Source organism: Marivivens niveibacter (genome assembly GCF_002150005.2).
Taxonomy (GTDB): Bacteria; Pseudomonadota; Alphaproteobacteria; order Rhodobacterales; family Rhodobacteraceae; genus Marivivens; species Marivivens niveibacter.
The window spans coordinates 296,895-321,946 of the sequence record NZ_MSPP01000002.1 but is presented as its reverse complement, the minus strand read 5'-3'; the positions used below and the strand labels follow the sequence as shown (position 1 = coordinate 321,946).

General features: G+C 55.1%; 24 protein-coding genes. 13 read left to right on the top strand and 11 right to left on the bottom strand.

The annotated features are described in order from the left end of the window. The first annotated feature begins 22 nt into the window (after window positions 1-22). From grxC to BVC71_RS07435, 4 genes are read left to right on the top strand one after another with little or no spacing between them, the layout of a single operon-like run. Window positions 23-277 (top strand): glutaredoxin 3, encoded by a 255-nt coding sequence (grxC, locus tag BVC71_RS07450; protein ID WP_086451005.1) that lies wholly within the window; start codon window positions 23-25, stop codon window positions 275-277. Then, window positions 274-1,122, top strand: a complete 849-nt coding sequence (locus BVC71_RS07445; RefSeq protein WP_086451004.1) for a carbon-nitrogen hydrolase family protein — start codon at window positions 274-276, stop codon at window positions 1,120-1,122. The genes grxC and BVC71_RS07445 overlap by 4 nt, the downstream gene beginning before the upstream one ends. Continuing rightward, window positions 1,103-1,546 (top strand): MarR family winged helix-turn-helix transcriptional regulator, encoded by a 444-nt coding sequence (locus tag BVC71_RS07440; protein ID WP_086451003.1) that lies wholly within the window; start codon window positions 1,103-1,105, stop codon window positions 1,544-1,546. Before BVC71_RS07445 ends, BVC71_RS07440 begins: the two co-directional genes overlap by 20 nt. Beyond that, entirely contained in the window at window positions 1,543-2,328 is a 786-nt protein-coding gene (locus BVC71_RS07435; protein ID WP_086451002.1) for a GNAT family N-acetyltransferase, read from the top strand. Before BVC71_RS07440 ends, BVC71_RS07435 begins: the two co-directional genes overlap by 4 nt. On the opposite strand, the gene ubiG is transcribed toward BVC71_RS07435, so the two are convergent. Continuing rightward, window positions 2,325-3,062, bottom strand: coding sequence for a bifunctional 2-polyprenyl-6-hydroxyphenol methylase/3-demethylubiquinol 3-O-methyltransferase UbiG (ubiG, locus tag BVC71_RS07430; RefSeq protein WP_086451001.1), 738 nt, complete (start codon window positions 3,060-3,062; stop codon window positions 2,325-2,327). The two genes, BVC71_RS07435 and ubiG, sit on opposite strands and share 4 nt — an antisense overlap. 54 nt (window positions 3,063-3,116) lie before the next feature. Here ubiG and pip point away from each other — a divergent pair, with 54 nt between their 5' ends. Beyond that, window positions 3,117-4,091: a prolyl aminopeptidase gene (pip, locus tag BVC71_RS07425; protein WP_086451000.1), complete on the top strand. Its 975-nt coding sequence runs from the start codon at window positions 3,117-3,119 to the stop codon at window positions 4,089-4,091. A gap of 29 nt (window positions 4,092-4,120) precedes the next feature. Here the strand turns inward: pip and BVC71_RS07420 are convergent, their stop codons facing one another. The 3 genes from BVC71_RS07420 to BVC71_RS07410 all read right to left on the bottom strand — a co-directional run bounded on the left by BVC71_RS07420 (window position 4,121) and on the right by BVC71_RS07410 (window position 7,121). Next, complete coding sequence (locus BVC71_RS07420) at window positions 4,121-5,134, bottom strand: quaternary amine ABC transporter ATP-binding protein (RefSeq protein WP_086450999.1); 1,014 nt, start codon at window positions 5,132-5,134, stop codon at window positions 4,121-4,123. Further along, a complete protein-coding gene (locus BVC71_RS07415) occupies window positions 5,131-6,015 on the bottom strand; it encodes an ABC transporter permease (RefSeq protein ID WP_086450998.1) in 885 nt (294 codons plus the stop codon). The genes BVC71_RS07420 and BVC71_RS07415 overlap by 4 nt, the downstream gene beginning before the upstream one ends. A gap of 92 nt (window positions 6,016-6,107) precedes the next feature. Continuing rightward, the gene (locus tag BVC71_RS07410; protein WP_338036464.1) at window positions 6,108-7,121 is read right to left on the bottom strand and encodes a glycine betaine ABC transporter substrate-binding protein; all 1,014 of its coding nucleotides are present in this window, start codon (window positions 7,119-7,121) and stop codon (window positions 6,108-6,110) included. Between the two features lie 277 nt (window positions 7,122-7,398). On the opposite strand from BVC71_RS07410, the gene BVC71_RS07405 reads away from it, so the two are divergent. The 5 genes from BVC71_RS07405 (at window position 7,399) to infB (ending at window position 14,401) form a co-directional block, all read left to right on the top strand. Beyond that, window positions 7,399-8,898 carry an ABC transporter substrate-binding protein gene (locus BVC71_RS07405; RefSeq protein ID WP_338036463.1) on the top strand — a complete coding sequence of 500 codons (1,500 nt, stop codon included), beginning with the start codon at window positions 7,399-7,401 and terminating at the stop codon, window positions 8,896-8,898. Between the two features lie 131 nt (window positions 8,899-9,029). Next, window positions 9,030-9,617 (top strand): ribosome maturation factor RimP, encoded by a 588-nt coding sequence (gene rimP, locus BVC71_RS07400; RefSeq protein WP_086451275.1) that lies wholly within the window; start codon window positions 9,030-9,032, stop codon window positions 9,615-9,617. Between the two features lie 5 nt (window positions 9,618-9,622). Beyond that, window positions 9,623-11,221: a transcription termination factor NusA gene (gene nusA / locus BVC71_RS07395; RefSeq protein WP_086450996.1), complete on the top strand. Its 1,599-nt coding sequence runs from the start codon at window positions 9,623-9,625 to the stop codon at window positions 11,219-11,221. Between the two features lie 19 nt (window positions 11,222-11,240). Continuing rightward, entirely contained in the window at window positions 11,241-11,876 is a 636-nt protein-coding gene (locus BVC71_RS07390) for an RNA-binding protein (RefSeq protein ID WP_086450995.1), read from the top strand. Next, a complete protein-coding gene (gene infB / locus BVC71_RS07385) occupies window positions 11,873-14,401 on the top strand; it encodes a translation initiation factor IF-2 (protein ID WP_086450994.1) in 2,529 nt (842 codons plus the stop codon). Before BVC71_RS07390 ends, infB begins: the two co-directional genes overlap by 4 nt. An 89-nt stretch (window positions 14,402-14,490) precedes the next feature. Here infB and BVC71_RS15600 read toward each other — a convergent pair whose 3' ends face one another. The 5 genes from BVC71_RS15600 to BVC71_RS07365 all read right to left on the bottom strand — a co-directional run bounded on the left by BVC71_RS15600 (window position 14,491) and on the right by BVC71_RS07365 (window position 17,442). Next, on the bottom strand, window positions 14,491-14,625 hold the full coding sequence (locus BVC71_RS15600; protein ID WP_276267801.1) for a hypothetical protein: 135 nt from the start codon (window positions 14,623-14,625) through the stop codon (window positions 14,491-14,493). A 149-nt stretch (window positions 14,626-14,774) separates the two neighbouring features. Next, window positions 14,775-14,897, bottom strand: a complete 123-nt coding sequence (locus BVC71_RS15595) for a hypothetical protein (RefSeq protein WP_086450993.1) — start codon at window positions 14,895-14,897, stop codon at window positions 14,775-14,777. An 80-nt stretch (window positions 14,898-14,977) separates the two neighbouring features. Continuing rightward, complete coding sequence (gene mutT, locus BVC71_RS07375; RefSeq protein WP_086450992.1) at window positions 14,978-15,382, bottom strand: 8-oxo-dGTP diphosphatase MutT; 405 nt, start codon at window positions 15,380-15,382, stop codon at window positions 14,978-14,980. After that, a complete protein-coding gene (argJ, locus tag BVC71_RS07370) occupies window positions 15,379-16,593 on the bottom strand; it encodes a bifunctional glutamate N-acetyltransferase/amino-acid acetyltransferase ArgJ (protein WP_086450991.1) in 1,215 nt (404 codons plus the stop codon). Before argJ ends, mutT begins: the two co-directional genes overlap by 4 nt. Before the next feature lie 6 nt (window positions 16,594-16,599). After that, window positions 16,600-17,442: a peptidylprolyl isomerase gene (locus BVC71_RS07365; RefSeq protein WP_086450990.1), complete on the bottom strand. Its 843-nt coding sequence runs from the start codon at window positions 17,440-17,442 to the stop codon at window positions 16,600-16,602. A gap of 182 nt (window positions 17,443-17,624) precedes the next feature. Between BVC71_RS07365 and secA the strand changes: the two genes are divergently transcribed. From secA to BVC71_RS07350, 3 genes are all read left to right on the top strand, one after another. Beyond that, window positions 17,625-20,318: a preprotein translocase subunit SecA gene (secA, locus tag BVC71_RS07360; protein WP_086450989.1), complete on the top strand. Its 2,694-nt coding sequence runs from the start codon at window positions 17,625-17,627 to the stop codon at window positions 20,316-20,318. A 102-nt stretch (window positions 20,319-20,420) separates the two neighbouring features. After that, window positions 20,421-21,401 carry a hypothetical protein gene (locus tag BVC71_RS07355; RefSeq protein WP_086450988.1) on the top strand — a complete coding sequence of 327 codons (981 nt, stop codon included), beginning with the start codon at window positions 20,421-20,423 and terminating at the stop codon, window positions 21,399-21,401. After that, window positions 21,398-22,966 carry a phosphate ABC transporter substrate-binding/OmpA family protein gene (locus BVC71_RS07350; protein WP_086450987.1) on the top strand — a complete coding sequence of 523 codons (1,569 nt, stop codon included), beginning with the start codon at window positions 21,398-21,400 and terminating at the stop codon, window positions 22,964-22,966. The genes BVC71_RS07355 and BVC71_RS07350 overlap by 4 nt, the downstream gene beginning before the upstream one ends. On the opposite strand, the gene radC is transcribed toward BVC71_RS07350, so the two are convergent. Continuing rightward, complete coding sequence (gene radC / locus BVC71_RS07345; RefSeq protein WP_086450986.1) at window positions 22,963-23,733, bottom strand: RadC family protein; 771 nt, start codon at window positions 23,731-23,733, stop codon at window positions 22,963-22,965. The two genes, BVC71_RS07350 and radC, sit on opposite strands and share 4 nt — an antisense overlap. Before the next feature lie 91 nt (window positions 23,734-23,824). After that, window positions 23,825-24,973, bottom strand: coding sequence for a molecular chaperone DnaJ (gene dnaJ, locus BVC71_RS07340; RefSeq protein WP_086450985.1), 1,149 nt, complete (start codon window positions 24,971-24,973; stop codon window positions 23,825-23,827). Between the last annotated feature and the right edge of the window lie 79 nt (window positions 24,974-25,052).

Genomic DNA, 25,052 nt, shown 5'->3' with positions numbered 1-25,052 from the left:
TAGCATATCGAAAAGGTGAGCTATGAAACCTGTTGAAATTTACACGACCCCGATTTGCGGATTTTGTCACCGCGCGAAAATGCTGCTGAAATCCAAAGGCGTCGAATTTACCGAAGTCGATCTGTTCGACGAACCCGAACGCCGCGAGGAAATGATCCAACGCGCAAACGGTGGCCGCACCGTGCCGCAAATCTGGATCGGCGAAGACCATGTTGGTGGCTGTGACGACCTGTATGCGCTGGAACACGCGGGCAAATTGGACGCGATGTTGGGATGAAGGCGGCTCTGATCCAGTTTTGTGGATCGGATGATCCGGCGGACAATCTAGCGCGGATCAGCGCGATGATTGAATCCGCTGCGGATCAGGGCGCAGGGTTTGTCCTAACGCCCGAAGTGACGAATATCGTGTCCCAAAATCGGGCGCATCAGAATGATGTTCTAAGGCATCAAGACGATGACCCGATCTTGGCGGGGCTACGTGATCTGACCGCGCGTTTGGGGATTTGGCTGTCGATTGGATCGATCGCTGTAAAAACGGATGATCCCGACGGGAGGTTTGCCAATCGGTCGTTTGTGATCAACCCATCGGGTGACATCGCCGCGTGGTACGATAAAATCCACATGTTCGATGTGACCGTGTCGGAAACCGAAACCTACCGCGAATCTGCTGGGTTTCGGCCGGGCGATCGGGCTGTGGTCTGCGATACGCCCTTTGGCACATTGGGGCTATCGGTCTGTTATGATGTGCGTTTTTCACATCTTTACCGCGCTTTGGCTCATGCTGGTGCGTCGATCATTCTGGTGCCTGCCGCCTTTTCCCCTGTGACGGGCGCGGATCATTGGGAACCTTTGTTGCGCGCGCGGGCGATTGAAAACGGCGCCTATGTGTTGGCGTCGGCGCAAACGGGCACGCATCCTGCAAGGTCAGGCAAAAGCCGCCAAACTTATGGGCATAGTATGGCTATTTCACCTTGGGGCGCGGTTATTGCAGATGCTGGCACGTCCGAAGGTATTGTTTTCGTTGATCTTTGCCCCGAAGAGGTGGCAAAAGCACGACAGCGCATTCCGTCTTTGTCGCATGACAAACAGTTTAAGGGCCCCGATGGACAGTCAGACCAATAACCTTGCGGTGACTTTGTTCAGTGAAATTCTGACGGTGGACCAATTGGCCCGCGCCAACGTCGCGCGCGTCCTGCCCAAAGGGATGGAGCTGTCGCATTTTTCCGTTCTGAACCATCTGGCGCATTCGGGTGTGGAACGGACTCCAGCGCAGCTGGCGAAAACATTTCATCTGACGCGCGGCGCGATGACCAACACGCTGGGTAAATTGGAATGGGCAGGCTGGGTGCATATTCGCCCCGATTGGGACGATGCGCGCCGCAAAATGGTGGCGATTTCGCCCGCAGGTATGCAGGCACGCGATGCGGCGCTGGCGGCGATGACGCCCGTTATTGCAGGGCTGGTTGAACGGGTTGGCGCGGAAAAGGTGCGGTCGGTCCTGCCTGTGCTGCGTGAACTACGCCAAGTCCTAAGCGAACACGAATGATCCGGTCCGCTGGCATACGCAGCGACCTGATGGTGATGCGGGGCTTTACCCGCGTTACCGAACATCCAGACTATTACGAATTCCACACTCCGGATGAGCCTGATTTCTGGTACGGGAACTGCATTGTGGAAAAGATGCCTCCGATTGATCCAGCGGCGGTTTTGGCGCGGTTTGATCAGCATTTTCCGACGTCGAAACATGCTGTGATGTGTTGGGATATTCCCGATTTCCAAATGGCCGAAGGCACCGCAGATTGGTTCCGCGAACGCGATTTCAGCGTCGAACGCGATGTGTTCCTGTCGGGCGGTCGCGATATCAATCGGTTCGATCTGCCTGACGGCATCACAGCCCGACCTATTGGGGCTGATGATTGGGGCCAGTTGATCGACGCGCAGCAAGCGATCGGTGTTGAACTGGGCTTTGCGGACGCGACGCACCGCAGTTATCTGGAATCCCGCAACGCCCGCCGCCGTGATCAGATCGCACGCGGCGAAGGCCAATGGTTCGGCGCGTTTGACGGTGATCTATTGGTCGCTGACATGGGCATTTTCCACGATCAGGATGTCGCGCGGTATCAGGCGGTTGCGACCCATATCGATTACCGAGGCCGCGGCATTTGTGCGGCGCTGTTGGGTATTGCGCATGAATGGGCGATCAAGCGCGCGCCCGATGCGACTGTGTTGATCGCGACAGACGTCACGGGCAGTGCCCGCCGCGTCTATGAACGCGTCGGATTCAAACCGTTCGAAGTAATCACGAGTGTGATGAGGCGTGCCTATTAGCGCTTGATCGATGCGGTGACGTAATTGACCGACAGATCGCGGTCGCTGACGGACCAAGTCCACAGGATCGGATTGAATACGAACCCTTTGCGGTCGACAGGGTCCAATCCCGCGCGGGTGATCAGATCGAACAGTTCATCGGGCGTGATGAATTTCGACCATTCATGGGTGCCTTTTGGCAGCCAGCGCATGATCACCTCGGCCCCGACAATAGCAACGGCATAGGATTTCGGGTTGCGGTTGATGGTCGAACAAATGTGCAGACCGCCCAGTTTCAGCAATTGCTGACAGGCCGTCAAATAGGCCAGAGGGTCGGCGACATGTTCGACGACCTCCATATTCAAAACGACGTCGAATTGTTCGCCCGCTGCGGCCATCGCTTCGGCTGTGGTGAAACGGTAATCGATATCCAGACCCGACTGACGGGCATGCGCCTGCGCCACGGGAATGTTCCGTTCGGCAGCGTCAACGCCCACGATCGTCGCGCCCAAACGCGCCATGGGTTCACACAGCAATCCGCCGCCACAGCCGATGTCCAAAATGCGCAGCCCTTCGAACGGCAGGTCCGAATCCAGATCACGGCCGAATTCGGCGGCGATTTGTTCGGTGATGTACCCCAAACGCACAGGATTCATCATATGTAGGGGTTTGAATTTACCCTCTAGGTCCCACCATTCGGCGGCCATCGCTTCGAATTTTGCGACTTCTGCGGGATCAACGGTGGTTTGTGTCATTTGTGAACCTTTGCGGTGATGGATTGAACGCACGAGGTGCTATATAGGTGGACCATGGATAGAACTTCAGGTCAAAGACGCGCTGTGCCGCACCTTTACCCCCCGATTGACCCATTTGACCAGCAGATGCTGAACGTGGGGGACGGGCACCACATTTATGTCGAACAATGCGGACGTCCAGATGGCGTGCCCGTGATCGTCGTGCATGGCGGTCCCGGTGGGGGATGCAGCCCCGCGATGCGCCGCTATTTCGATCCTGAAGTGTACCGTATCATTTTGTTCGATCAGCGCGGATGTGGCCGATCAACCCCCAGTGCCTGCGTGGAACACAACACCACATGGCATCTGGTCGCCGATATGGAGGTGATCCGCGACCGTTTAGAGATCGACAGCTGGTACACCTTTGGCGGCAGCTGGGGCGCAACGCTGTCGTTGATTTACGCGCAGACGCATCCCGAACATGTGCGCGGCATTGTCCTGCGCGGGGTGTTCCTGATGACGCAACCCGAACTGGATTGGTTCTATGGCGGCGGCGTTGGCGCGTTTTGGCCTGATCTATGGGACAAATTTGTCGGTATGGTCCCCGAAGAAGAGCGTCACGATCTGATTTCAGCCTATCACAAGCGTCTGTTTGGCGCCGATTCTATGGTTGAGGCGAAATTTGCACGAGCTTGGACGTTGTGGGAAAACGCATTGGCGTCGATGGAGTCCAATGGATTTAGCGGCGAAGTGCCCGCCTATTTCGCCCGCATGTTCGCGCGTTTGGAAAACCATTACTTTATCAACAATGGGTTCCTGACCGAAGACACGGCCATCTTGAATAACATGGATAAATTGCACGGCATCGACGGGTTCATCGTGCAAGGACGCTACGATATGATTTGCCCACCGCAGTCGGCTTATCGCCTGCACAAAGCGTGGAGCGGGTCGCGTTTGCGGATGATCCCCCATGCGGGTCATGCGCTATCCGAACCAGGGATTACGCGCGAATTGGTGCGGATCATGGATGATATTGCCGCCCACCAATAAAAACGGCCCCGCGTGGGGCCGTTTGTTTTTTAACCGTGTAGCGCCTCGATGGCTTGGGTCAGGTTGACCGTTCCTGTGACTGCGCCGGTTTTATCCGTCACCCCGATGGTCTGGTCTGGGGCTTGGGCCAGAGGCGATAGCGCCTCTTCCAATACCGTGGATCCAGGTAAGGTCGGGCCGTTATAACCCGAAACTGGCGATTTCAGACCCGTCAGGCGGATCACCTTGGCGCGGTTAATGTCCTTGGTGAAATCTGCGATGTAATCATCGGCAGGTTTCAGAACAATTTCCTGCGCATCGCCCTGCTGGATCATCGCGCCATCACGCAAAATCGCGATGTTATCGCCCAGACGTAACGCTTCGTCCAAGTCGTGGGTGATAAAGATGATCGTTTTGTGCAGCTCTTTTTGCAGCTCTAGCAGGATCGATTGCATGTCGAAACGGATCAGCGGGTCCAACGCGCTGAACGCTTCGTCCATGAGCAGGATGTCGGCGTCGTTCGCCAGCGCACGCGCCAGACCCACACGTTGTTGCATGCCGCCCGATAGCTGACCAGGGTAATGCTCTTCGTAACCTGTCAGACCAACGCGGTCGATCCAATGCTGAGCGCGCTTTTGCGCCTCGGCCTCGGGCACGCCCTGAATTTCCAGACCGTAAGCCACATTTTCCGCAATCCGGCGATGCGGTAGCAGGCCAAATTTCTGGAACACCATCGCCATCTTTTTGCGGCGCATTTCTCGCAGCTGAGTGTCGTTCATGGCCAGAACGTTTTCGCCGTCGATCAGGATTTCACCATCGGTGGGTTCGATTAGGCGATTGATATGGCGGATCAAGGTGGATTTACCCGACCCCGACAGGCCCATGACAACCTGAATCTGCTTTTCAGGGATATCCAGCGATACGTCGTGGATACCCAGCACATGGTTATGTTTGTCCAGCAGTTCTGGTTTGGTCATGCCGGCCTTAACGTCTGGCAGCACCTTTTTGGGGTTGTTGCCAAAGATTTTGTATAGGTTTTTGATGCTGACTTTGGTCTGGGTCATTTGCTTTGCCCCCGATAGGCTTGCAGTCGTTTGCCGTAGCTTTGTGTGACGCGGTCAAAGATGATTGCCAGCGCAACAATGGCCAGACCGTTCATCAGGCCCAGTGCCAGATATTGGTTCGAAACTGCGCGCAGAACGGGCACACCCAAACCTTTTACGCCGATCATCGATGCGATCACGACCATGGACAGCGCCATCATGATGGTTTGGTTAATGCCTGCGAAAATGTTCGGCAGGGCCAAAGGCACCTGAACACCCAGCAGTTTTTGTTTTGGGGATGCGCCGAACGCATCGGCGGCCTCTAGCACGTCTTTGTCTACCAGACGGATACCTAGATTGGTCAGGCGTACGATCGGCGGGATAGCATAGATGCAGACCGCCAATAGGCCAGGGACCTTACCAATGCCCAGCAACATCACAACTGGGATCAGGTAGACGAATGATGGAATGGTTTGCATCACGTCCAAAACGGGCGTGATGACAGATTGGGTGCGGTCGGACCGCGCCATGAGGATGCCCAAAGGAATTCCGACAACGATGCAGACCAACGTGGCAACCGAAATGATTGCCATGGTTGCCATCGTATCCTCCCACATGCCCAGCACGCCGATTGCGACAAATGCCAGCACAGAAGCAACGGTGATTTTCCATGACCGCGATCCCAGCCACGCTAGACCACCAATGATGATCAGGAACAGCGGCCAAGGCATTCCCAGCAGTAGTTTTTCAAACCAAATCAGAAAATGCAGCAGCGGGTCGAAAAAGTTTTCGAGCGATTCACCATAAGCGCGTGAAAAGCTGCGAAAGGTTTCATCGATTGCCTGACGAAGCGACGTTAAATCGCGTCGCCCCATAGAAGGAAATTCAGTCAGGAATTCCATTATGTATCCTTGTAATTATGCGTTGAAACGGGCGGACCATTTACGCGAAAACGGGGAGCCGCAGCCCCCCGTTCGAAAAGTTCAGACTAAGATTACAGAGCCGATTTGATCGCTTCTGCTGCCTCTGGTGTTACCCACTGGGTCCAGATGTCTTCGTGCTCTTCTAGGAACACATAAGCAGCGTCTTCGCCGGTTGCCTGGTTTTCAGTCATGTAAACCAGCATGGCGTTCATGATTTCGCCTGGGAATACGCGCTGTTCCAGGTAATCCACTGCGATACCGCCCTGCTGCATCAGGTTATCGGTGATAACGGTGTGCACTTCGGATTCGGTGTAGGACGATGGCTGTGGGTCCAGACATTCCTGTTCAGGCTTCACGATACAGCCGTCCCAGTTTTCGGAACCAGCCCATTCGGTTTCCCATTCCAGCAGCTGCATGTTGTATTTGCCGATGATTGCTGTTGGCGCCCAGTAGTAACCGAACCATGGTTCGCCACGTTCGGATGCTTTGGCGATTGCGCCGTCCAGACCAGCTGCCGAACCTGGATCAACCAAGGTCCAACCTTTTTCTTCCATGTCGAATGCGCGGAACAGCTGTGCGTTGGACAACTGACAGCCCCAACCTGCAGGGCAGCCCATGAATGCGCCCAGCGATTCATCTTCGGCGTATGGGAACAGCTCTGGGTGCTCTAGCACTTTTTCAACGGTGTTCAGTTCTGGATGCTCTTCTGCGAATTGCGCGGTCACCCACCAGCCTTCGCCCAGCTGAGTGATCGGGCCGGTCAGAACCGAATGCAGGCGGCCTTCTTCGATTGCAGCGTTCAGCGGATCGCGCACGGCGTTGACCCATAGTTCGCCAGCAATATCTGGTTCGCCCTTTTCGTTCATCGACGCAAAGATGGTGGTGGTGCCGCCTGGGATCAGTTCGATGTCACAGCCGAAACCTTCCTCAAGTACGATTTTGTCGACGTTAGCCATCAGCTCGGCCGAGGCCCAGTTGAATTCTGCCATGGTATACGAACCACATTCCTGAGCCATCGCGGCGGAACCAGCAAATGCCGAGGTCATTGCAATAGCGGCAACAGCGCCAAGTTTGTTGAATTTCACGTTTAGTCTCCCTGACTATCTTTTTATGCGTTCAGCTTTTTTATCAGCCTGCACGCTATGACATGCTGAGAAGTTGTGTAAAAACGACACCTTCCCATAACATTATGTCGCAAACAGAACATAAACTTGGGTTTAAGTAAATCAATTCAACCGCTTTTGCGCCAATTTATGTCGGAAACTAACCGTCTGAGACGAGGTAAGTTGATTTTTAGGAGTGGACCGTAATGGTATGGTTGTCTAACGTTCTTGGACTTGGCGGATAAAGGGATCGTGCATTTTGCAGACCTATAAACGTAGACGATTGCTACAGTATGGTATGGCGGCGGCGGTGTTTTCCGCGGCTGGCGCCGGAGCGTTTGCGCGTGGCCAAGGTGGGCGTTTGTCGGTCGGCCTTTCTGGGGCACATGCATCCGATAGTTGGGATGCGCGTACCTTTTCCGACAGCTTTATGATTGCTTGTGCGCAGGGTGCAGTTTTCGACTGTTTAACCCAAGTATCTGCGGATGGATCCATCATTGGCGAATTGGCGCAATCGTGGGAATCGTCTGCGGATGGGCGCATTTGGACTGTCGATTTGCGGCAGGGCGTGACGTTTCACAATGGCGCGACCTTCACTGCGGCGGATGTGATTGCGTCCTTTGATCTGCATCGCAGGTCGCAGTCTGGCGCGCGCCCTATCGTGGATGAAATTCAGCAGATCACAGCGGTGAATGATCACTGTGTTCAGTTCACGCTGACCTCGGGCAATGCCGACTTCCCGTATCTTTTGTCTGATTATCATCTGATCATCTATCCTTCGTCAGATATGGACGCCGCGATTGCCAAAGGCATTGGTACAGGACTGTACCGCGTTGAACAGTTTCAGCCCGGTGTGAAATTCGTCGGACGTCGTGTCGAACGCCATTACAAAGATGGCGATGCGGGTTGGTTTGACCGAGTTGAATTCATCGCGATGAACGATCGGGCCGCGCGGATGAATGCGCTGATCACGGGGCAGGTAGATGCGGTGGATCGCGTTGATCCGTCTTACGTGTCGCGTTTGTCGACGCACCCGACGATGCGGATTTTGGAAACCGCTGGAAATATGCATTTCGGGTTTGCAATGCGTATGGATCAGGCGCCCTTTGACGATCCGCACATGCGTTTGGCGATGAAACACGGCATTAATCGTCAGGGCATCGTGGATAATGTGCTGCACGGCCATGGCCGAGTCGCCGCCGATAGTCCGATCGGCCCTGCGAATGCGTATTTTGCCGACCTTGCGCCGACGCCATTTGATCCTGACCGCGCGCAGTGGCATTTGCGTCAGGCGGGTGTGAATAGCGTTGATCTGGCGCTGGGCTATTCCGCCGATGTGATGCCGCGCCCTATGGCGGACGGGTATCGCGAAACGCTGGCGGCTGCGGGGATCAATGTGACATTGGATGCTTTGTCTGCGGATTCGCAACTGTCCGCGACCTATTGGTCGGGCCGCATCACCGAAGATTGGATGCTGACCACGGCCTACAAGGCGGGCAGCCCTTGGAACGAAACGCGCTGGGCGGATGGTCGGTTTGAACAATTGTTGATTGCGGGCCGTGCGGAATTCGACAGCGATCTGCGCCGCGAAATCTATGCCGACTTGCAAAAAATGCTGCGCGACGATGGCGGAATGGTCATTCCTGCCTTTGCAAATTGGATTGGCGCGACCAGCACACGGATTGCGACTCCGCATGAAATTGGCAACCTTTGGCCGCTGGATAATGCGCGTTTTGCCGAACGTTGGTGGGTGGCCTGACGGTTTCCCTTGCAGATTCGCGGTAATCGTCCTATATGGCGTTTCAACAGCGGCGCCGACGGCAACTGCCTAACGCTCCACCGGGAAATATCGACGGGCCGCGCGCCCGTTTTTTTGTGTTCGGAGAACAGATGAACGATCTGATCGCCAAGGCGGCAATGGACCGCCGCATTGCAGACATTATCACCCCAGTCATCGAAGACATGGGGTTCGAAGTCGTACGCGTGCGTCTAATGACCAGCACCAAGGAAACAATCCTGCAGGTTATGGCGCAAAAGCCTGACGGCACCATCGAAGTGGACGATTGCGGCAACATTAGCACTGCGATTTCCGCCGTACTGGACGTCGAAGACCCCGTGGTCGAAGCCTATAGCCTAGAGGTGTCTTCGCCCGGTATCGACCGTCCGTTGACCCGTCTAAAGGATTTCGACCAATGGGCTGGTTACACGGCCAAAATCGAAACCACGGAATTGATTGATGGCCGCCGCCGTTTCAAAGGCGCGTTGGCTGGCACCGAAGGTGACGAAGTGCTGATCACGTTGGATGATCAAGCCGAAGAGGTCACCATCGGTTTGAAATTCGAATGGCTATCGGACGCCAAATTGGTTCTGACAGACGAATTGATCCGCGAAGTGCTGCGCGGTCGCAAAGACAAGGGCCAAATTGACGAGGCCCAGTATGACGAAGTTGAAACCATCATTGATGGCGACGAGGAGTAAGAGACATGGCATTTACCTCTGCTAACCAGCTAGAGCTGCTTCAAACTGCCGAAGCTGTTGCACGCGAAAAGATGATCGACCCAGGTCTGGTTGTCGAAGCAATGGAAGAGTCGCTGGCTCGCGCCGCGAAGTCCCGCTACGGTTCGGAAATGGATATTCGTGTATCCATCGACCGCAAAACGGGTCGCGCGACATTCACCCGCGTGCGCACCGTCGTCGAAGATGAAGAGCTGGAAAACTATCAGGCTGAAATGACCGTCGAACAGGCGCGTCAGTACATGGATAACCCACAGGTTGGCGACATCTATTCCGAAGAAGTGCCGCCAGTTGAACTGGGCCGTATTGCTGCGCAGTCTGCAAAACAGGTTATCCTGCAAAAAGTCCGCGAAGCAGAGCGTGACAAGCAGTACGAAGAATTCAAAGACAAGAACGGCACCATTATCAACGCTGCTGTGAAGCGCGAAGAATATGGCAACGTGATCGTCGATGTGGGCGCTGGCGAAGCTGTCCTGCGCCGCAACGAAAAAATTGGCCGCGAGGCATACCGCCCTGGCGACCGTATTCGTGCCTACGTCAAAGACGTGCGCCGCGAACAGCGTGGCCCTCAGATCTTCCTGTCGCGTACCGCGCCGGAATTCATGGCCGAACTGTTCAAAATGGAAGTGCCTGAAATCTACGAAGGCATCATCGAGATCAAAGCGGTGGCTCGTGACCCAGGTTCGCGCGCGAAAATCGCTGTACTATCGAGCGACGGTTCGATCGATCCTGTTGGCGCGTGCGTCGGTATGCGCGGTAGCCGCGTTCAGGCCGTTGTGAACGAACTGCAGGGTGAAAAGATCGACATCATCCCGTGGAACGAAGATATGCCAACCTTCCTTGTGAACGCGCTGCAGCCTGCAGAGGTTTCCAAGGTTGTTCTGGACGAAGAAGCCGGCAAAATCGAAGTCGTCGTCCCAGAAGAGCAGCTGTCGCTGGCGATTGGTCGCCGTGGTCAGAACGTACGTCTGGCATCCCAGCTGACCGGTCTGGACATCGACATCATGACCGAAGAAGAAGAATCCAAGCGCCGTCAGGCCGAATTCGAGGTGCGCACGAAACTGTTCGTCGAAACCTTGGATTTGGACGAATTCTTTGCTCAGTTGCTGGTTGCCGAAGGCTTCACCAGCCTAGAAGAAGTCGCCTATGTTGAATTGGACGAACTGCTGGTCATCGACGGTGTTGACGAAGACACCGCAAACGAACTGCAGGCACGTGCACGTGACTACCTAGAAGCGCAAGCTGCCAAAGCATTGGAAGCTGCACGCGCTATGGGCGTCGAAGACAGCCTAATCACGTTTGATGGTCTGACACCGCAAATGGTCGAAGCCTTGGCCGAAGACGGCGTGAAATCGCTAGAAGATTTCGCAACCTGCGCGGACTGGGAACTGGCTGGTGGCTGGACCACCGTGAACGGTGAACGCGTCAAAGACGACGGCGTTCTGGAAAAATTCGATGTGAGCCTTGAAGAAGCTCAGAACCTGATCATGACCGCTCGTGTTATGCTGGGTTGGGTCGATCCAGAAGAGCTGACCGCGGACGTTGAAGAAGAGGAGGCCGAGGAGTAATTCCTCGGGGGCCTTGTAATTGACGCGCGGCGGACAACATAAGGACAGGGGCGCAGACCCGGAACGTCGGTGCATCGTCACCGGCGAAGTCCAACCAACAGCTGGTTTGGTTCGGTTTGTGGTTGGGCCTGATAATTCGGTCTATCCTGATGTCATGGAAAAACTGCCCGGTCGCGGCATGTGGGTGACTGCTACCCGCGATGCGATCAGCCAAGCCGGCAAGGGACAGTTTTCCCGATCCGCAAAGGCACAAGTTACCGTGCCTGACAATCTGGCGAATGAAGTCGAACGCCAGTTGGCTCGCCGTGTTACTGACCTGATCGCATTGGCCCGCAAGGCGGGTCTGGCGGTCTGTGGATTTGAAAAGGTCAAAGATTGGCTCGCAGGGAGCGCACGTGTTCGCGTTCTGCTGCAAGCATGCGACGGATCAGAACGTGGCAAAGCAAAATTATGGACGCCGCAAGGCGCCCGTTACTTCGATTGCCTGACAGCCGACGAATTGGGTTTGGCTTTTGGACGGCAAAGTGTGATACATGGCGCGCTCTCTACTGGTGGACTCAGCGACCGTGTTGTAGAGGAAGCCGCAAAGCTGAAAAGCATGCGTGTAACTGACGGCGGCAATTCGGCCACCGGAAAGGAAAAAGAAGCTAGATGAGCGATAACGACGGAAAAAAACCTCTTGGCCTGCGTGGCGGTTCTGGAAACGTAAAGCAGAGCTTTAGTCACGGGCGTACCAAGAACGTCGTGGTTGAGACCAAACGCAAACGCGTTGTGGTTCCAAAACCAGGCGCAGCGAAAACGGGCGGTGCATCCTCCCCTGCGTTGGGTGACCCGAAAAAGCGTCCAGCAGGCATTTCGGATGCCGAACTGGAACGCCGTATGAAAGCTTTGGCCCTGGCCAAAGCCCGCGAAGCCGAAGAGGCAGCGCAACGCGCAGCCGAAGAAAAGGCCCGCGAAGAAGAACGCGAACGCCGCCGCGCCGAGGCAGAAGCCAAGGAGCGCGAAGAGCGTGAGCGCGAAGAAGCACTGAAGGCAAAAGCCGAAGAGGAAGAGCGCAAGAAGCGTGAAGCCGAAGAAGCTGCCAAACGTGCCGCAGAAGAAAAGAAAAAAGCCGCTGCTGCCAAAGCCGCGCCTGCTGCCGCGCCAGCCCAAGCTGACGATCGCGGTGGTGCACGCAATGCTGGCCCTGCGCCATCTGGTGCGCGCAAAACCGACAATCGTCGCGACGATAACCGCGATGATAACAAGGGCGGCAAAGGCAAAGGCGCTGGTCGTGACGGCGGACGCCGTTCCGGTAAACTGTCGCTGAACGATGCTCTGTCTGGTGGCGATGGCCGTCAGCGTTCGATGGCGTCGATGAAGCGTAAGCAGGAAAAAGCCCGTCAAAAAGCGATGGGTGGCCAGCAGCAGCGTGAAAAAGTTGTGCGCGACGTTCAGTTGCCAGAGGCGATCACGGTGGCAGAGCTTGCCAACCGTATGGCCGAACGTGTGGCTGACGTTGTGAAAGCTCTGATGCAGAACGGCATCATGGCGACGCAGAACCAAACCATCGACCAAGACACCGCAGAACTGATCATCGAAGAATTCGGCCACCGCGTACAGCGCGTGTCGGATGCCGACGTTGAACAGGCGATCGAACAGGTCGAAGACAAAGCCGAAGATCTGGAATCGCGTCCACCTGTGATCACCATCATGGGTCACGTTGACCACGGTAAAACATCGCTGCTGGACGCAATCCGCAAAGCGAACGTTGTATCGGGCGAAGCGGGCGGCATTACCCAGCACATCGGTGCGTATCAGGTGACCACTGAATCCGGCGCGGTTCTGTCGTTCTTGGATACTCCGGGCCACGCGGCGTTTACGTCGATGCGTGCCCGCGGTGCGCATGTGACCGACATTGTTGTTCTGGTTGTAGCAGCGGACGATGCTGTGATGCCTCAGACCATCGAAGCGATCCACCACGCAAAAGCGGCTGGCGTTCCGATGATCGTTGCGATCAACAAATGCGATAAACCTGAAGCAAACATCGACAAAGTACGCACCGACCTGCTGATGCACGAAGTGATCGTCGAAAAAATGTCGGGTGATGTGCAGGACGTCGAAGTTTCGGCAAAAACCGGCAAAGGTCTGGATGAACTGCTAGAAGCCATCGCGCTGCAAGCAGAAATTCTGGAGCTGAAAGCGAACCCGAACCGCGCTGCACAAGGCGCTGTTATCGAGGCTCAGCTGGACGTAGGTCGCGGCCCTGTGGCCACTGTTCTGGTTCAGAACGGTACGCTGAAACGTGGTGACATCTTTGTTGTGGGCGAACAGTGGGGTAAAGTCCGCGCGCTGATCAACGACCAAGGTGACCGCGTTGACGAAGCTGGCCCATCGGTTCCTGTCGAAGTTCTGGGCCTGAACGGCACACCAGAAGCAGGCGACGTTTTGAACGTAACCGAGACCGAAGCGCAAGCGCGTGAGATTGCTGAATACCGTGCCCACGCTGCGAAAGAAAAACGCGCAGCAGCTGGCGCCGCAACCACGCTGGAACAACTGATGGCGAAAGCGAAAGAAGACGAAAACGTCTCTGAGCTGCCAGTTGTTGTGAAAGCGGACGTTCAAGGTTCGGCAGAAGCGATCGTTCAAGCGCTGGAAAAAGTCGGCAACGACGAAGTCCGCGTGCGCGTCATCCACTACGGCGTAGGTGCGATCACCGAAACCGACGTTGGTCTGGCCGAAGCATCGGGTACCCCAGTGATCGGCTTTAACGTCCGTGCGAACGCACCAGCACGTAACTCGGCCAACCAAAAAGGCGTAGAGATCCGTTACTATTCGGTCATCTATGATCTGGTTGACGACATCAAAGCCGCTGCATCTGGCCTTTTGTCCGCAGAAATCCGTGAAAACTTCATCGGTTATGCGAACATCAAAGAAGTGTTCAAAGTGTCCAACGTCGGCAAGGTTGCTGGCTGTTTGGTTACCGAAGGTGTGGCACGTCGTTCGGCTGGCGTACGTCTGCTGCGTGACAACGTGGTTATCCACGAAGGCACCCTGAAGACCCTGAAGCGTTTCAAAGACGAAGTGGCTGAAGTTCAGTCCGGTCAGGAATGCGGTATGGCCTTTGAAAACTACGATGATATTCGCCCAGGCGATGTGATCGAGATTTTCGAACGCGAAGAAATCGAGCGTAGCCTGTAAAAGGCTACGCAACACCGACAAAACAAAAAAGGGACAGTCCGTTGACTGTCCCTTTTTCGTATTTGGGTATTTGGCAGCGTGAGTGTGGCTTAGGACGCTTTGTTTGCTGGTTTGCCAGCGTAATTCTTGCCCTCGACGTTGACCATGATACGGCCATTATCAAGATCGCGTACGTACAAGCCCTGCACGGAAACGCTGCTACCAACTGTGATTGTTTTGAGCATTTTGTCACCTTTGTGTTCAGGACGTGCATAAATATTTATCACACAACGAATGCGCGATCACTAAAAATCCGTCACAAACTTGACATAAACACCGATACGTGAGCGGTGAAATTTTCACCGCTTGCACGAAGTGTAATCAAAAACGCTGATTATACAGGGCGACCGACGTAGTGTTTATCGCCTACGCGTACAACAACACGACCGTTTTCCGAATCGCGCACATACAGGCCTTGGATTGCGACGCAGCTGCCAATGGTAATAGTACGGAGCATGATTGGACCCTCGGTTTTCGTTTCCTAGGGCTTTGGTACATGATCCACGAAATCATTGGCAGGAAGCATCGGTAGCTTGGTTATAGCCAGTCGAATAGTATCGGTATCAAGGGGATGTCCGCAGGTGGCATCGGATAGTCGCGCAGTTGATGTTTGCCGACCCATTTCAGCGTTTGGCCTTCTTTGGGTTGCGGCGTACCGTTCCAGCGGCGGCAGGCGAACAGCGGCATCAGCAGATGAAAATCACCATAGCTGTGCGACGCAAAGGTCAGCGGCGCAAGGCAGCTGTCCCATGTTTCAATACCCAACTCTTCGTGCAGTTCGCGGACCAATGCGGCCTCTGGTGTTTCGCCGGCCTCAATCTTGCCGCCCGGGAATTCCCATAGACCAGCCATGGATTTGCCTTCGGGGCGTTGGGCCAGCAGAACGCGCCCATCAACATCGATGAGCGCGACCGCGGAAACTAGGATCACCTTTTTCGTCATGACCGGTAATCCGCGTTAATACGGATGTATTCATAGGTCAGGTCGCAGGTCCAAACCGTGGCTTTGCCTGAGCCCAGACCCAGATCGACACCGATCACAAGGTTCTGGTTTTTCATGTAGGCACTGGCGTCGTCCTCGGAATAGTTCGGTGCGCGCCAGCCGTTTTCGGCCACGACGATATCGCCAAAACGGATCGACAGTTTATCGCGGTCCGCATAGGCGCCCGATTTACCCACGGCCATCACAACGCGGCCCCAGTTGGCGTCCTCACCTGCGATGGCGGTTTTGACCAGCGGGCTGTTCGCGGTCGCCATAGCCACCTTGAACGCATCCTGATCGTCTTGGGCGCCGGTGACGGTGATTTCAACGAATTTGGAGGCACCTTCGCCGTCGCGGACAACCTGATGTGATAGGTCCAGCATGACGTCATGTAGCGCGGCGACGAAATCATCGTTGCCTGTGACGTCCACGCCCGACGCCCCCGTTGCCCCGATCAGCAGGGTGTCAGAAGTCGACGTATCGCTGTCGACCGTGATGCAATTGAACGTACGGTCGGTCAGCTGGCTAAGCGCCTGTTGCAGCGCGTCATAGCCGATTTTCGCATCCGTAAAGATGTATACCAGCATGGTCGCCATATCAGGCGCAATCATGCCCGAACCTTTGGCGATGCCTGCGATTTTCACGGGTTTGCCATCGACGGTGATCGTCGTGCTGGCGCCTTTGGGGAAGGTGTCAGTGGTCATGATCGCCTTAGCCGCTGGTGCGATACCAACAGGGTCAAGGTTGTCCACCAGTTCGCCGATTTTCGCGGTGATGCGTTCATAGGGCAGGGGTTCGCCAATGACGCCTGTGGACGATGTGAACACGCGATCCGCATCAATCCCCATTTGTTCGGCAACACCAGCGCATAGAGCGTCCACGGCTTCGACGCCGCGACCACCTGTAAAGGCGTTGGAGTTGCCCGAGTTTACGATAATCGCAGCCCGACCCGCCTGTGTTTTGCCGTTCTTGGCCTGACAATCTAGCACGTTAGCCGAACGGGTTGCTGAACGTGTGAACACGCCAGCAATGGTCGACCCTTCGGCCAGTTCGGCCAGCATAACGTCGGTGCGGTTTTTGTATTTCACACCCGCCATAGCGGTTGCAAAACGAACACCATCAATGACCGGTAGGTCAGGAAATGCCGCAGGGGCAAGAGGCGAGACGGGCATGATTAATTACTGCTCCAGCAGGTCAATATTGGACAAAGCTTCTGGGTCGATGGTGCCTGCTTCGATGCGGGTGATATCGGCGCCTTCTTCCAGCGATGTCAGATATTCGGTCACAACGGTTTCTTCAATCTGGCCTGCGATTTCTGGGCGCAGTTCTTCTAACGATGGCAGAGCCTGATCACGCACTTCGTTCAGTTTAATGATGTGCCAGCCGAATTGAGTTTGTACTGGGCCCGATACTTCGCCAGCTTCCATTTCCATAACCGCAGCTTCGAATGGCTGAACCATCATGCCTTGGCCGAACCACCCCAGCGAACCACCGTTCGGGCCGGATGGGCCAGTGGACAGTTCCATCGCCAGTTCTGCGAAATCTTCGCCAGCATTGGCGCGGTCTTGAACAGCGACTGCCTCTTCTTCGGTTTCAACTAGAATGTGCGATGCGTTGTATTCCTGTGCAGGTGTCACATCGGCGAACATTTCGTCGTATGCGGCTTGGATCGCTTCGTCGGTTACAAGGTCAGCAGAGATTGCAGCGATGCGTTCGCCTGCTTTGATGGAACGCTCTTCGTTTTCCAGCGCGATCAGGGCACGGGCAGGCACGTCGGTCAATTCATCAGCTAGGAGTTGCTGCTGGATCAGCTGTTCCAGAATGCCGTCATACAGAACATCAGCTGGCAGCTGCGCGTACTGCTGTGGCAGTTGGGCGCGGGTGATGATCATATGGCCCAGAGTGATCTCTGTGCCGTTTACAGTTGCAACAACAGTGTTCGGGTCAACGTCTTGGGCGTTTGCAGCAACGGCGGACAGTGCGAATGCAGACACTGCTGCCAATTTGGTCAAATATTTCATCAATCTTTTCTCTAAAGGGCCGCAAAAGGGCTGCGGCGTTGACACTTTATGGCCCCCACCTTACATGCGTTCAAGGCTGAGAGAGGCCGAATTGCCATTTGTTTAGGCCTTGGCAGGACAACCGACAAGGAGCCTCTCATCATATCGATGTTATAATGCCCGTGAACGGGCGCGGAGAGAACATGCTCGGATTCGGAACGCTGGCCAAAAAGGTGTTTGGCACCGCGAACGATCGCAAGATCAAGGCAACCAAACCTATCGTTGCAAAGATCAACGCCCTCGAGCCGGAATTTGAAAAGCTGACGGACGCGCAGCTGATCGAAAAAACCGCAGAGTTCAAAGAGCGCCTGTCCAAAGGCGAAACGCTGGATCAGCTGCTGCCCGAAGCATTTGCAAACTGCCGCGAAGGCGCGAAACGCGCGCTGGGTCTGCGTGCGTTTGATGTGCAGCTGATGGGCGGTATTTTCCTGCACCAAGGCAACATCGCAGAGATGAAGACCGGCGAAGGTAAAACGCTGATGTCCACCTTTGCGGCCTATCTGAATGCGCTGACAGGCCGCGGCGTGCATGTTGTGACCGTGAACGACTATCTGGCCGCACGCGACGCCGAATGGATGAGCAAGGTCTATGGCGCATTGGGTCTGACCACTGGTGTTGTGATCCCGAACCAGCCCAAAGATCAAAAACGCGAGGCATACGCCTGCGACATCACCTATTCGACCAACAACGAACTGGGTTTTGATTACCTGCGCGACAATATGGCGACCGATCTGGCGCAGATGATGCAGCGCGATCACTACTTTGCGATTGTGGACGAGGTGGATTCGATCCTGATCGACGAAGCGCGTACGCCATTGGTTATTTCGGGCCCTGCACAAGACCGTTCCGAAATGTATGTCACGATTGATAAAGTTATTCCTGGCATCCAAGACGAACATTACACGTTGGATGAAAAATCCCGTCAGGTGACATTCACCGACGAAGGCAACGATTATCTGGAAGCACAGCTAAAAGCGGCAGGCCTGTTGGACGCCGAACATTCGCTATACGATCCCGAAAGCACCACATTGGTCCACCACGTGAACCAAGCGTTGCGTGCGCACAAGATGTTCACCAAAGACAAAGACTACATCGTACGCGATGGTGGCATCGTTCTGATCGACGAATTCACTGGCCGTATGATGGCTGGTCGTCGTTTGTCTGATGGTCTGCATCAGGCGATCGAGGCAAAAGAAGGCTGCAAAATTCAGCCTGAGAACGTCACGATGGCTTCGGTTACGTTCCAGAACTATTTCCGTCTGTACGACAAACTGGGCGGCATGACCGGTACGGCCATGACCGAAGAAACCGAATTCCGCACCATCTATAATTTGGGCGTTGTCGCTGTTCCAACCAACCGCCCTGTGGCGCGTGTGGACGAACACGACCAGATTTATCGTTCGGCACAGGAAAAATACGCGGCGATCACCAAAGAGATCCAAAAGGTCCACGAAACAGGCCAGCCGATCCTTGTGGGTACGACCTCGATCGAAAAATCTGAATATCTGTCGCAACTGCTGACTGCTGCGGGCGTGAAACACAACGTCCTGAACGCGCGCCAGCACGAACAAGAGGCGCAGATCGTTGCAGACGCAGGTAAACTGGGCGCTGTGACCATTGCGACCAACATGGCGGGCCGCGGTACTGACATCAAATTGGGCGGTAACGTCGAACACAAGGTTCTAGAGGCAATCACCGCAGAACCAGACGCAGATCCCGAAGCCATCCGCACCCGCATCGAAGAAGCGCACAAAGCGGATGAAGAGGCGGTAAAAGCTGCTGGCGGTCTGTATGTTCTTGCAACTGAACGTCACGAATCCCGCCGTATCGATAACCAGCTGCGCGGTCGTTCGGGCCGTCAGGGTGACCCTGGCCGTTCGTCGTTCTATTTGTCGCTGGACGATGACCTGATGCGCATTTTCGGTTCGGAACGACTGGAAAAGGTTCTGTCCGGTCTGGGCATGAAAGAAGGCGAAGCGATCGTTCACCCATGGGTTAACAAGTCGCTAGAACGTGCGCAAGCTAAGGTCGAAGGCCGCAACTTTGATATCCGTAAACAGCTGTTGCAGTTCGACGATGTGATGAACGAACAGCGCAAAGTGATTTTCAAACAGCGCCGTGAAATCCTTGAAGCGGATGATCAATCTGAAATCGTTACCGATATGCGTCACGATGCGATCGACGATCTGGTGGATCAATTCATCCCCGAACGCAGTTATGCGGATCAATGGGACGCCGAAGGTTTGTATGCCGCATCCATTGAAAAGCTGAATTTGGATGTGCCGATCATTGATTGGGCGAAAGAAGATGGCGTTGACGACGACGATCTGCGTAGCCGCCTGATCGAAGCCAGCGACAAGCTGATGGAAGAAAAGCTAGAGGCGTTCGGCCCTGAAACCATGCGTCAGGTCGAAAAGCAGCTTCTGCTGACGACCATTGATGCAAAATGGCGCGAACACCTTCTGACGCTTGAACACCTGCGTTCGGTTGTGGGTCTGCGTAGCCACGCGCAGCGTAACCCGCTGGATGAATACAAAAACGAATCCTTCCAACTGTTCGAAGGTATGTTGGAAAGCCTGCGCGAGGACGTGACCCAAAAACTGTCACGTATTCAGCCGATGACCAAAGAGCAGCAGGAACAGATGGTGCGTCAGATGGTCGAGCAACAGCGCCGCGCACAAATGGCCGCTGCGCCTGTGACCCCTGCTGAACCATCGGGCGAGGCAGCTCCTGGGTTTGTTGAGGATGATCCATCGACTTGGGGCAACCCGGGCCGTAATGATCTGTGCCCTTGTGGTTCTGGTCAGAAATTCAAACATTGCCATGGCAAACTGTAATCTGCCTTATTTCGGCCCGAATGAATCCCATTTCGGGCCGACCTTAGAACACCTTTGAATCGTAGCTTGCCTCCAACTCGATAGATTGGTGGAGGCTTAAATATGTTGCCGACTCGGAAATTACTGACAGCGGGCGCGACGTTTTCGGCTGCGCTGGCCATCGGATTCGTGATGCAGAACGGCGGCGCATGGGCCGCGCGATTTGGTGCTGACGATCAACATAACGTGGCTGTTCTGCCTGCGCAGGATCTAGGGTTGGCATATAACGCACCTTCGATGTCAGCACCCGATACATCCTATCAGGTTGCTGAACTGTCGCTGCCTGTCATGGATATGCCGAACATCTCCGATATCACCCCCACATTGGTTGCGGCAGTCATTCCCGAACAGGAACTGGATGTTGCGGCGGATCCCATTGATGCGGCGTGCGTGCCTGAAATGTTCGCCACCGCCCAAGGGAACGGTTTGGTTGATTTGATGGTTAGTGGTGCGTGTTTTTCTAATGCACGGGTCACAATCCACCATCAGGGCATGATGTTTGCGGCTGCCACCGATAGCCAAGGGCAATTGAACCTCACCGTTCCAGCCCTATCCGAAAACGCTATGTTCATCGCGTCTTTTGATCAAGGCATGGGCGCCGTTGCCACCGCCCAAGTGCCTGAAGTCGCCAATTTGGAACGAGCTGTTCTGCAATGGCAGGGCGATGCCGCCGTGAGTATTCACGCATTCGAAGGCAGCGCAGCGTTTGGTGAATTGGGTCATGTATGGTTAGGATCGCCAGAAAACGGGGATGGTTTTCTGATCGAATTGGGGGATCGTTCATTGACCGATCCAATGCTGGCCGAAGTGTACACGTTTCCTGCGGGTACCGCGACCACAGACCAACAGGTCGCCCTAAGCGTCGAGGCAGAGATTACGATTGCCAACTGCGGGCGCGATGTTGCCGCCCAAAGCATCCAGATCGGACCGCTCCATGATGCCGAAGCTGTTGATTTGCAGTTACGGATGCCAGATTGCGATGCGGTTGGTGACTATCTAGTGTTGAAAAATATGTTCGAGGACCTGAAGATCGCCGCCAAATGAAGCGACGATTTAAATTCAGACCAAAACTGAACAGCATCAGCGCGGCCTTTATGGCTGCGTTGTTTTGTATTTCTGTACCAGCCCATGCAGAACCTGTGCGGATCACAACGCCCACCGGTCTTGACCTTTTCGGAGAGGTGCTGGGCTACGACGGCACCTATCTGCGTCTTGATACGCCCGAATTTGGTATCCTGACGCTTTCTTATGCAGGGACGATTTGCGAAGGTCTGCGCTGCCCGATCGAAAACGGTCCGGCAGAGCTGCGTTTTGCAGGCTCGACACGTATTGGAGAGGTGTTATTACCTGCCCTGGTCGAAGCGTTTGGTCGCGCAAAGGGATGGAATGTTCAGGCCACAGACCAAACGACCGCTTTGCAATATTTGGTCGGCCCAGTGGGCGCGCCGATCCTAAAGGTCGATTTCATCCTGTCAGACCCGCAATCGGCATTTACACAGCAGATAGAGGGCAAGATCGACATTGTAATGTCTGATCGCCCCGCATCCCCCGATGAAGTTGCGCAATCTATTCAAGCGGGTTTTGGTGCGCCAACGAGTAGTGGGCGATCGCGCATCATTGCCTTGGACGCATTGGTGCCTGTCGCATCGCCTGCGCAATCTGTGCACACGATTTCTCTGGATGATTTAGCAGCGGTGTTTCGGGGTGATATCGTCAATTGGGACCAATTGGGTGGCGAAGATATTCCTATTCATCCTATGTTGCCTGATGCCTCTAGTGGCCAAATTCGCGGGTTCGAGGAATTATTACTGTCCGACAGCGCTAAGCGCGCGGATATCACGCGTGTGCCGTCGATGACTGATTTAGCGACCACTGTTACGGATGACATTGGCGGTTTGGGTGTCTCGCCGATGGGGGCATTCGGCAATGCAACGCCGTTGGTTCTGCAGGACGTTTGCGGTCTGCGGTCGGTCCCGCGCCTTACTGCGCTGAAAACGGGCGACTATCCACTGACCTTGCCGCTGTATCTGTATTTGCCAGGATATCGCATTGCACCCGAGGCGCGCGAGTTCGTAAATTGGCTACAAAGCCATCAGGCCCAAGCGGTTATTCGCCGCGCAGGTTTCGTGGATCAAGGCGCGGTGCCCATTGGTCTGGATGTTCAGGGCGAACGGTTGGCCAATGCAATCATGCTGGCTGGGCAGTCCGTACCGTTGTCTGATTTGCAGGATATGTTGCGCCAGCTGGATGGCCATGCACGCCTGTCGCCAACATTCCGTTTTGCCGAAGGATCAACAGCGCTGACCCCCGTTTCTAAATCCAATTTGGTTTATCTGGCCAAAGCCATCCGCGATGGTTTGTACAATGGTCGCCATTTGGCATTGGTCGGATTTAGCGATGGTAATGGTCCTGCTGACGCAAATAGAACGCTGTCGCTGACCCGTGCGGACAGCGTACTGGCAGAATTGCGCACGCTTTTGGGTGGCGACATACCAGAGGGCGTTGTGATCGATACCTTGGGCTTTGGCGAAGCATTACCGATGGGCTGCGATGAAACCCATTGGGGGCGCCGCATGAATCGGCGCGTGGAATTGTGGATCGACGGCTAGATCAATCCTTCGGCGCGAAAACTAAGCTCTGTTGATTTCCCGATTATCAGGTGATCATGCAGGGTCAGTCCCAACACGGTTGCTGCGTCTTCAATCTGCCTTGTGATGGCGATGTCTGCCTCTGATGGAGTCGGGTCGCCGGATGGGTGGTTGTGGACCAAAATCAACGCAGATGCGTTTAGTTCCAGCGCGCGTTTGACGACCTCGCGCGGGTAGACGGGAACATGATCGACCGTGCCTTTGGCCTGCTCTTCGTCTGCGATAACCACGTTTTTGCGATCTAGAAACAGGACCCTGAATTGTTCGGTTTCGCGGTGGGCCATGACCGTATGGCAATAGTCCAAAACCGCGTCCCAACTGCTGATAACGTGTCGTTGGATGACCTTTGCGCGGGCCAATCTACCTGCTGCGGCCTCAACGACTTTTAATTCGATGACAACGGCATCTCCGACGCCTTTGACCTCTTTCAATTTCGATGGGTTGGCGGTCAACACGCGTCCAAAATCGCCAAAGGTTTCGATCAGACGCCGCGCCAGTGGTTTCACATCCTGACGGGGGATCGCGCGGAACAGAACCAGTTCCAGCAGCTCATAGTCTGGCATAGGCGATGCGCCACCTGCCATGAACCGTTCGCGTAGACGTGCGCGGTGATCCTTTAGGTATGACGGAGTAGGGGCCGCGCCTTTGGGCGACGCGATGACGGGCGTTTCGTCACCCGCGTCGAAAAATGGCAGTGGCGCTTCGGCCATGTGATTAATGCGACTCATAGGGGTAGAGTGCGTTAAACGTGGTTAAAGACCCGTAAACGAAAAAAGGCGACCCGATAGGGGCCGCCTTTGATGTGGGTACGTTAGGGAGTTATCCCTTCATCGAATCCCAGAACCCTTTTACCGCCGAAAAGAATTTCGACGAATGCGGGTTGTTGTCTGTGCTTAGCTCTTGGAACTCGCGCAGCAGCTCTTTTTGTTGGGACGTTAGTTTGACAGGCGTTTCGACATTCAATTCGATCAGCATGTCACCCGTTCCGCCACCACGCAGGGCAGGCATCCCCTTGCCGCGTAGACGCATTTGACGGCCCGATTGGCTGCCTTCGGGGATTTTGACGCGTGCGCGTCCACCATCCAGTGTTGGCACCTCTACGTCGCCGCCCAAGGCCGCATCGACCATCGAAACCGGCACGCGGCAGAACAGTGTCGTTCCATCGCGTTCAAAGATTTCGTGATCTGCCACCTGAATAAAGATGTACAGATCGCCCGTTGGCCCGCCGCGCATGCCTGCTTCGCCTTCGCCGGCAAGACGGATGCGAGTCCCCGTTTCAACGCCCGCAGGAATGTTAACCGATAGAGATTTTTCAGTCTCTACGCGGCCAGCACCGTGGCATTTTTTACATGGGTTTTTGATCGTCTGACCCATGCCGTTACAGGTTGGACAGGTGCGTTCAACGGTAAAGAAACCTTGCTGCGCGCGGACTTTGCCCATGCCAGCACAGGTTGGGCATGTCACAGGTTCGCTGCCGCCTTCGGCACCTGTGCCTTTACATCCATCACAAGCGATCGACGTCGGGACGTTCAGCGTTTTTTGCAGGCCGTTATAGGCCTCTTCCAACGTGATCCCGAGGTTATAGCGCAGGTCATTGCCGCGCTGTGCGCGGGTACGACCGCCGCCGCCACCACGGCCGCCGCCCATGAAATCGCCGAACAGATCGTCAAAGACATCCGAAAAGGCAGATCCGAAATCACCCTGACCGCGGAAACCGCCGCTGCCATGGCCACCGCCACCGTTTTCAAAAGCCGCATGACCATAGCGGTCATAGGCAGCTTTTTTATCGGGGTCTTTTAGAACGTCGTAAGCTTCGTTCACTTCTTTGAACTGGCTTTCGGCGTTGGGATTGTCTGCGTTGCGGTCTGGGTGCAGTTCCTTGGCTTTTTTGCGGTACGCCTTTTTCAATTCGTCCGCAGAAGCGCCCTTCGAAGCCCCCAATACATCATAGTAATCGCGTTTTGACATACGTTCCCCCTTTGGGAAAGGAAAAGACCGGCCCGGTTAGCCCAGACCGGTCTTCATTGTTTCCTTGGCTACGCCTTGG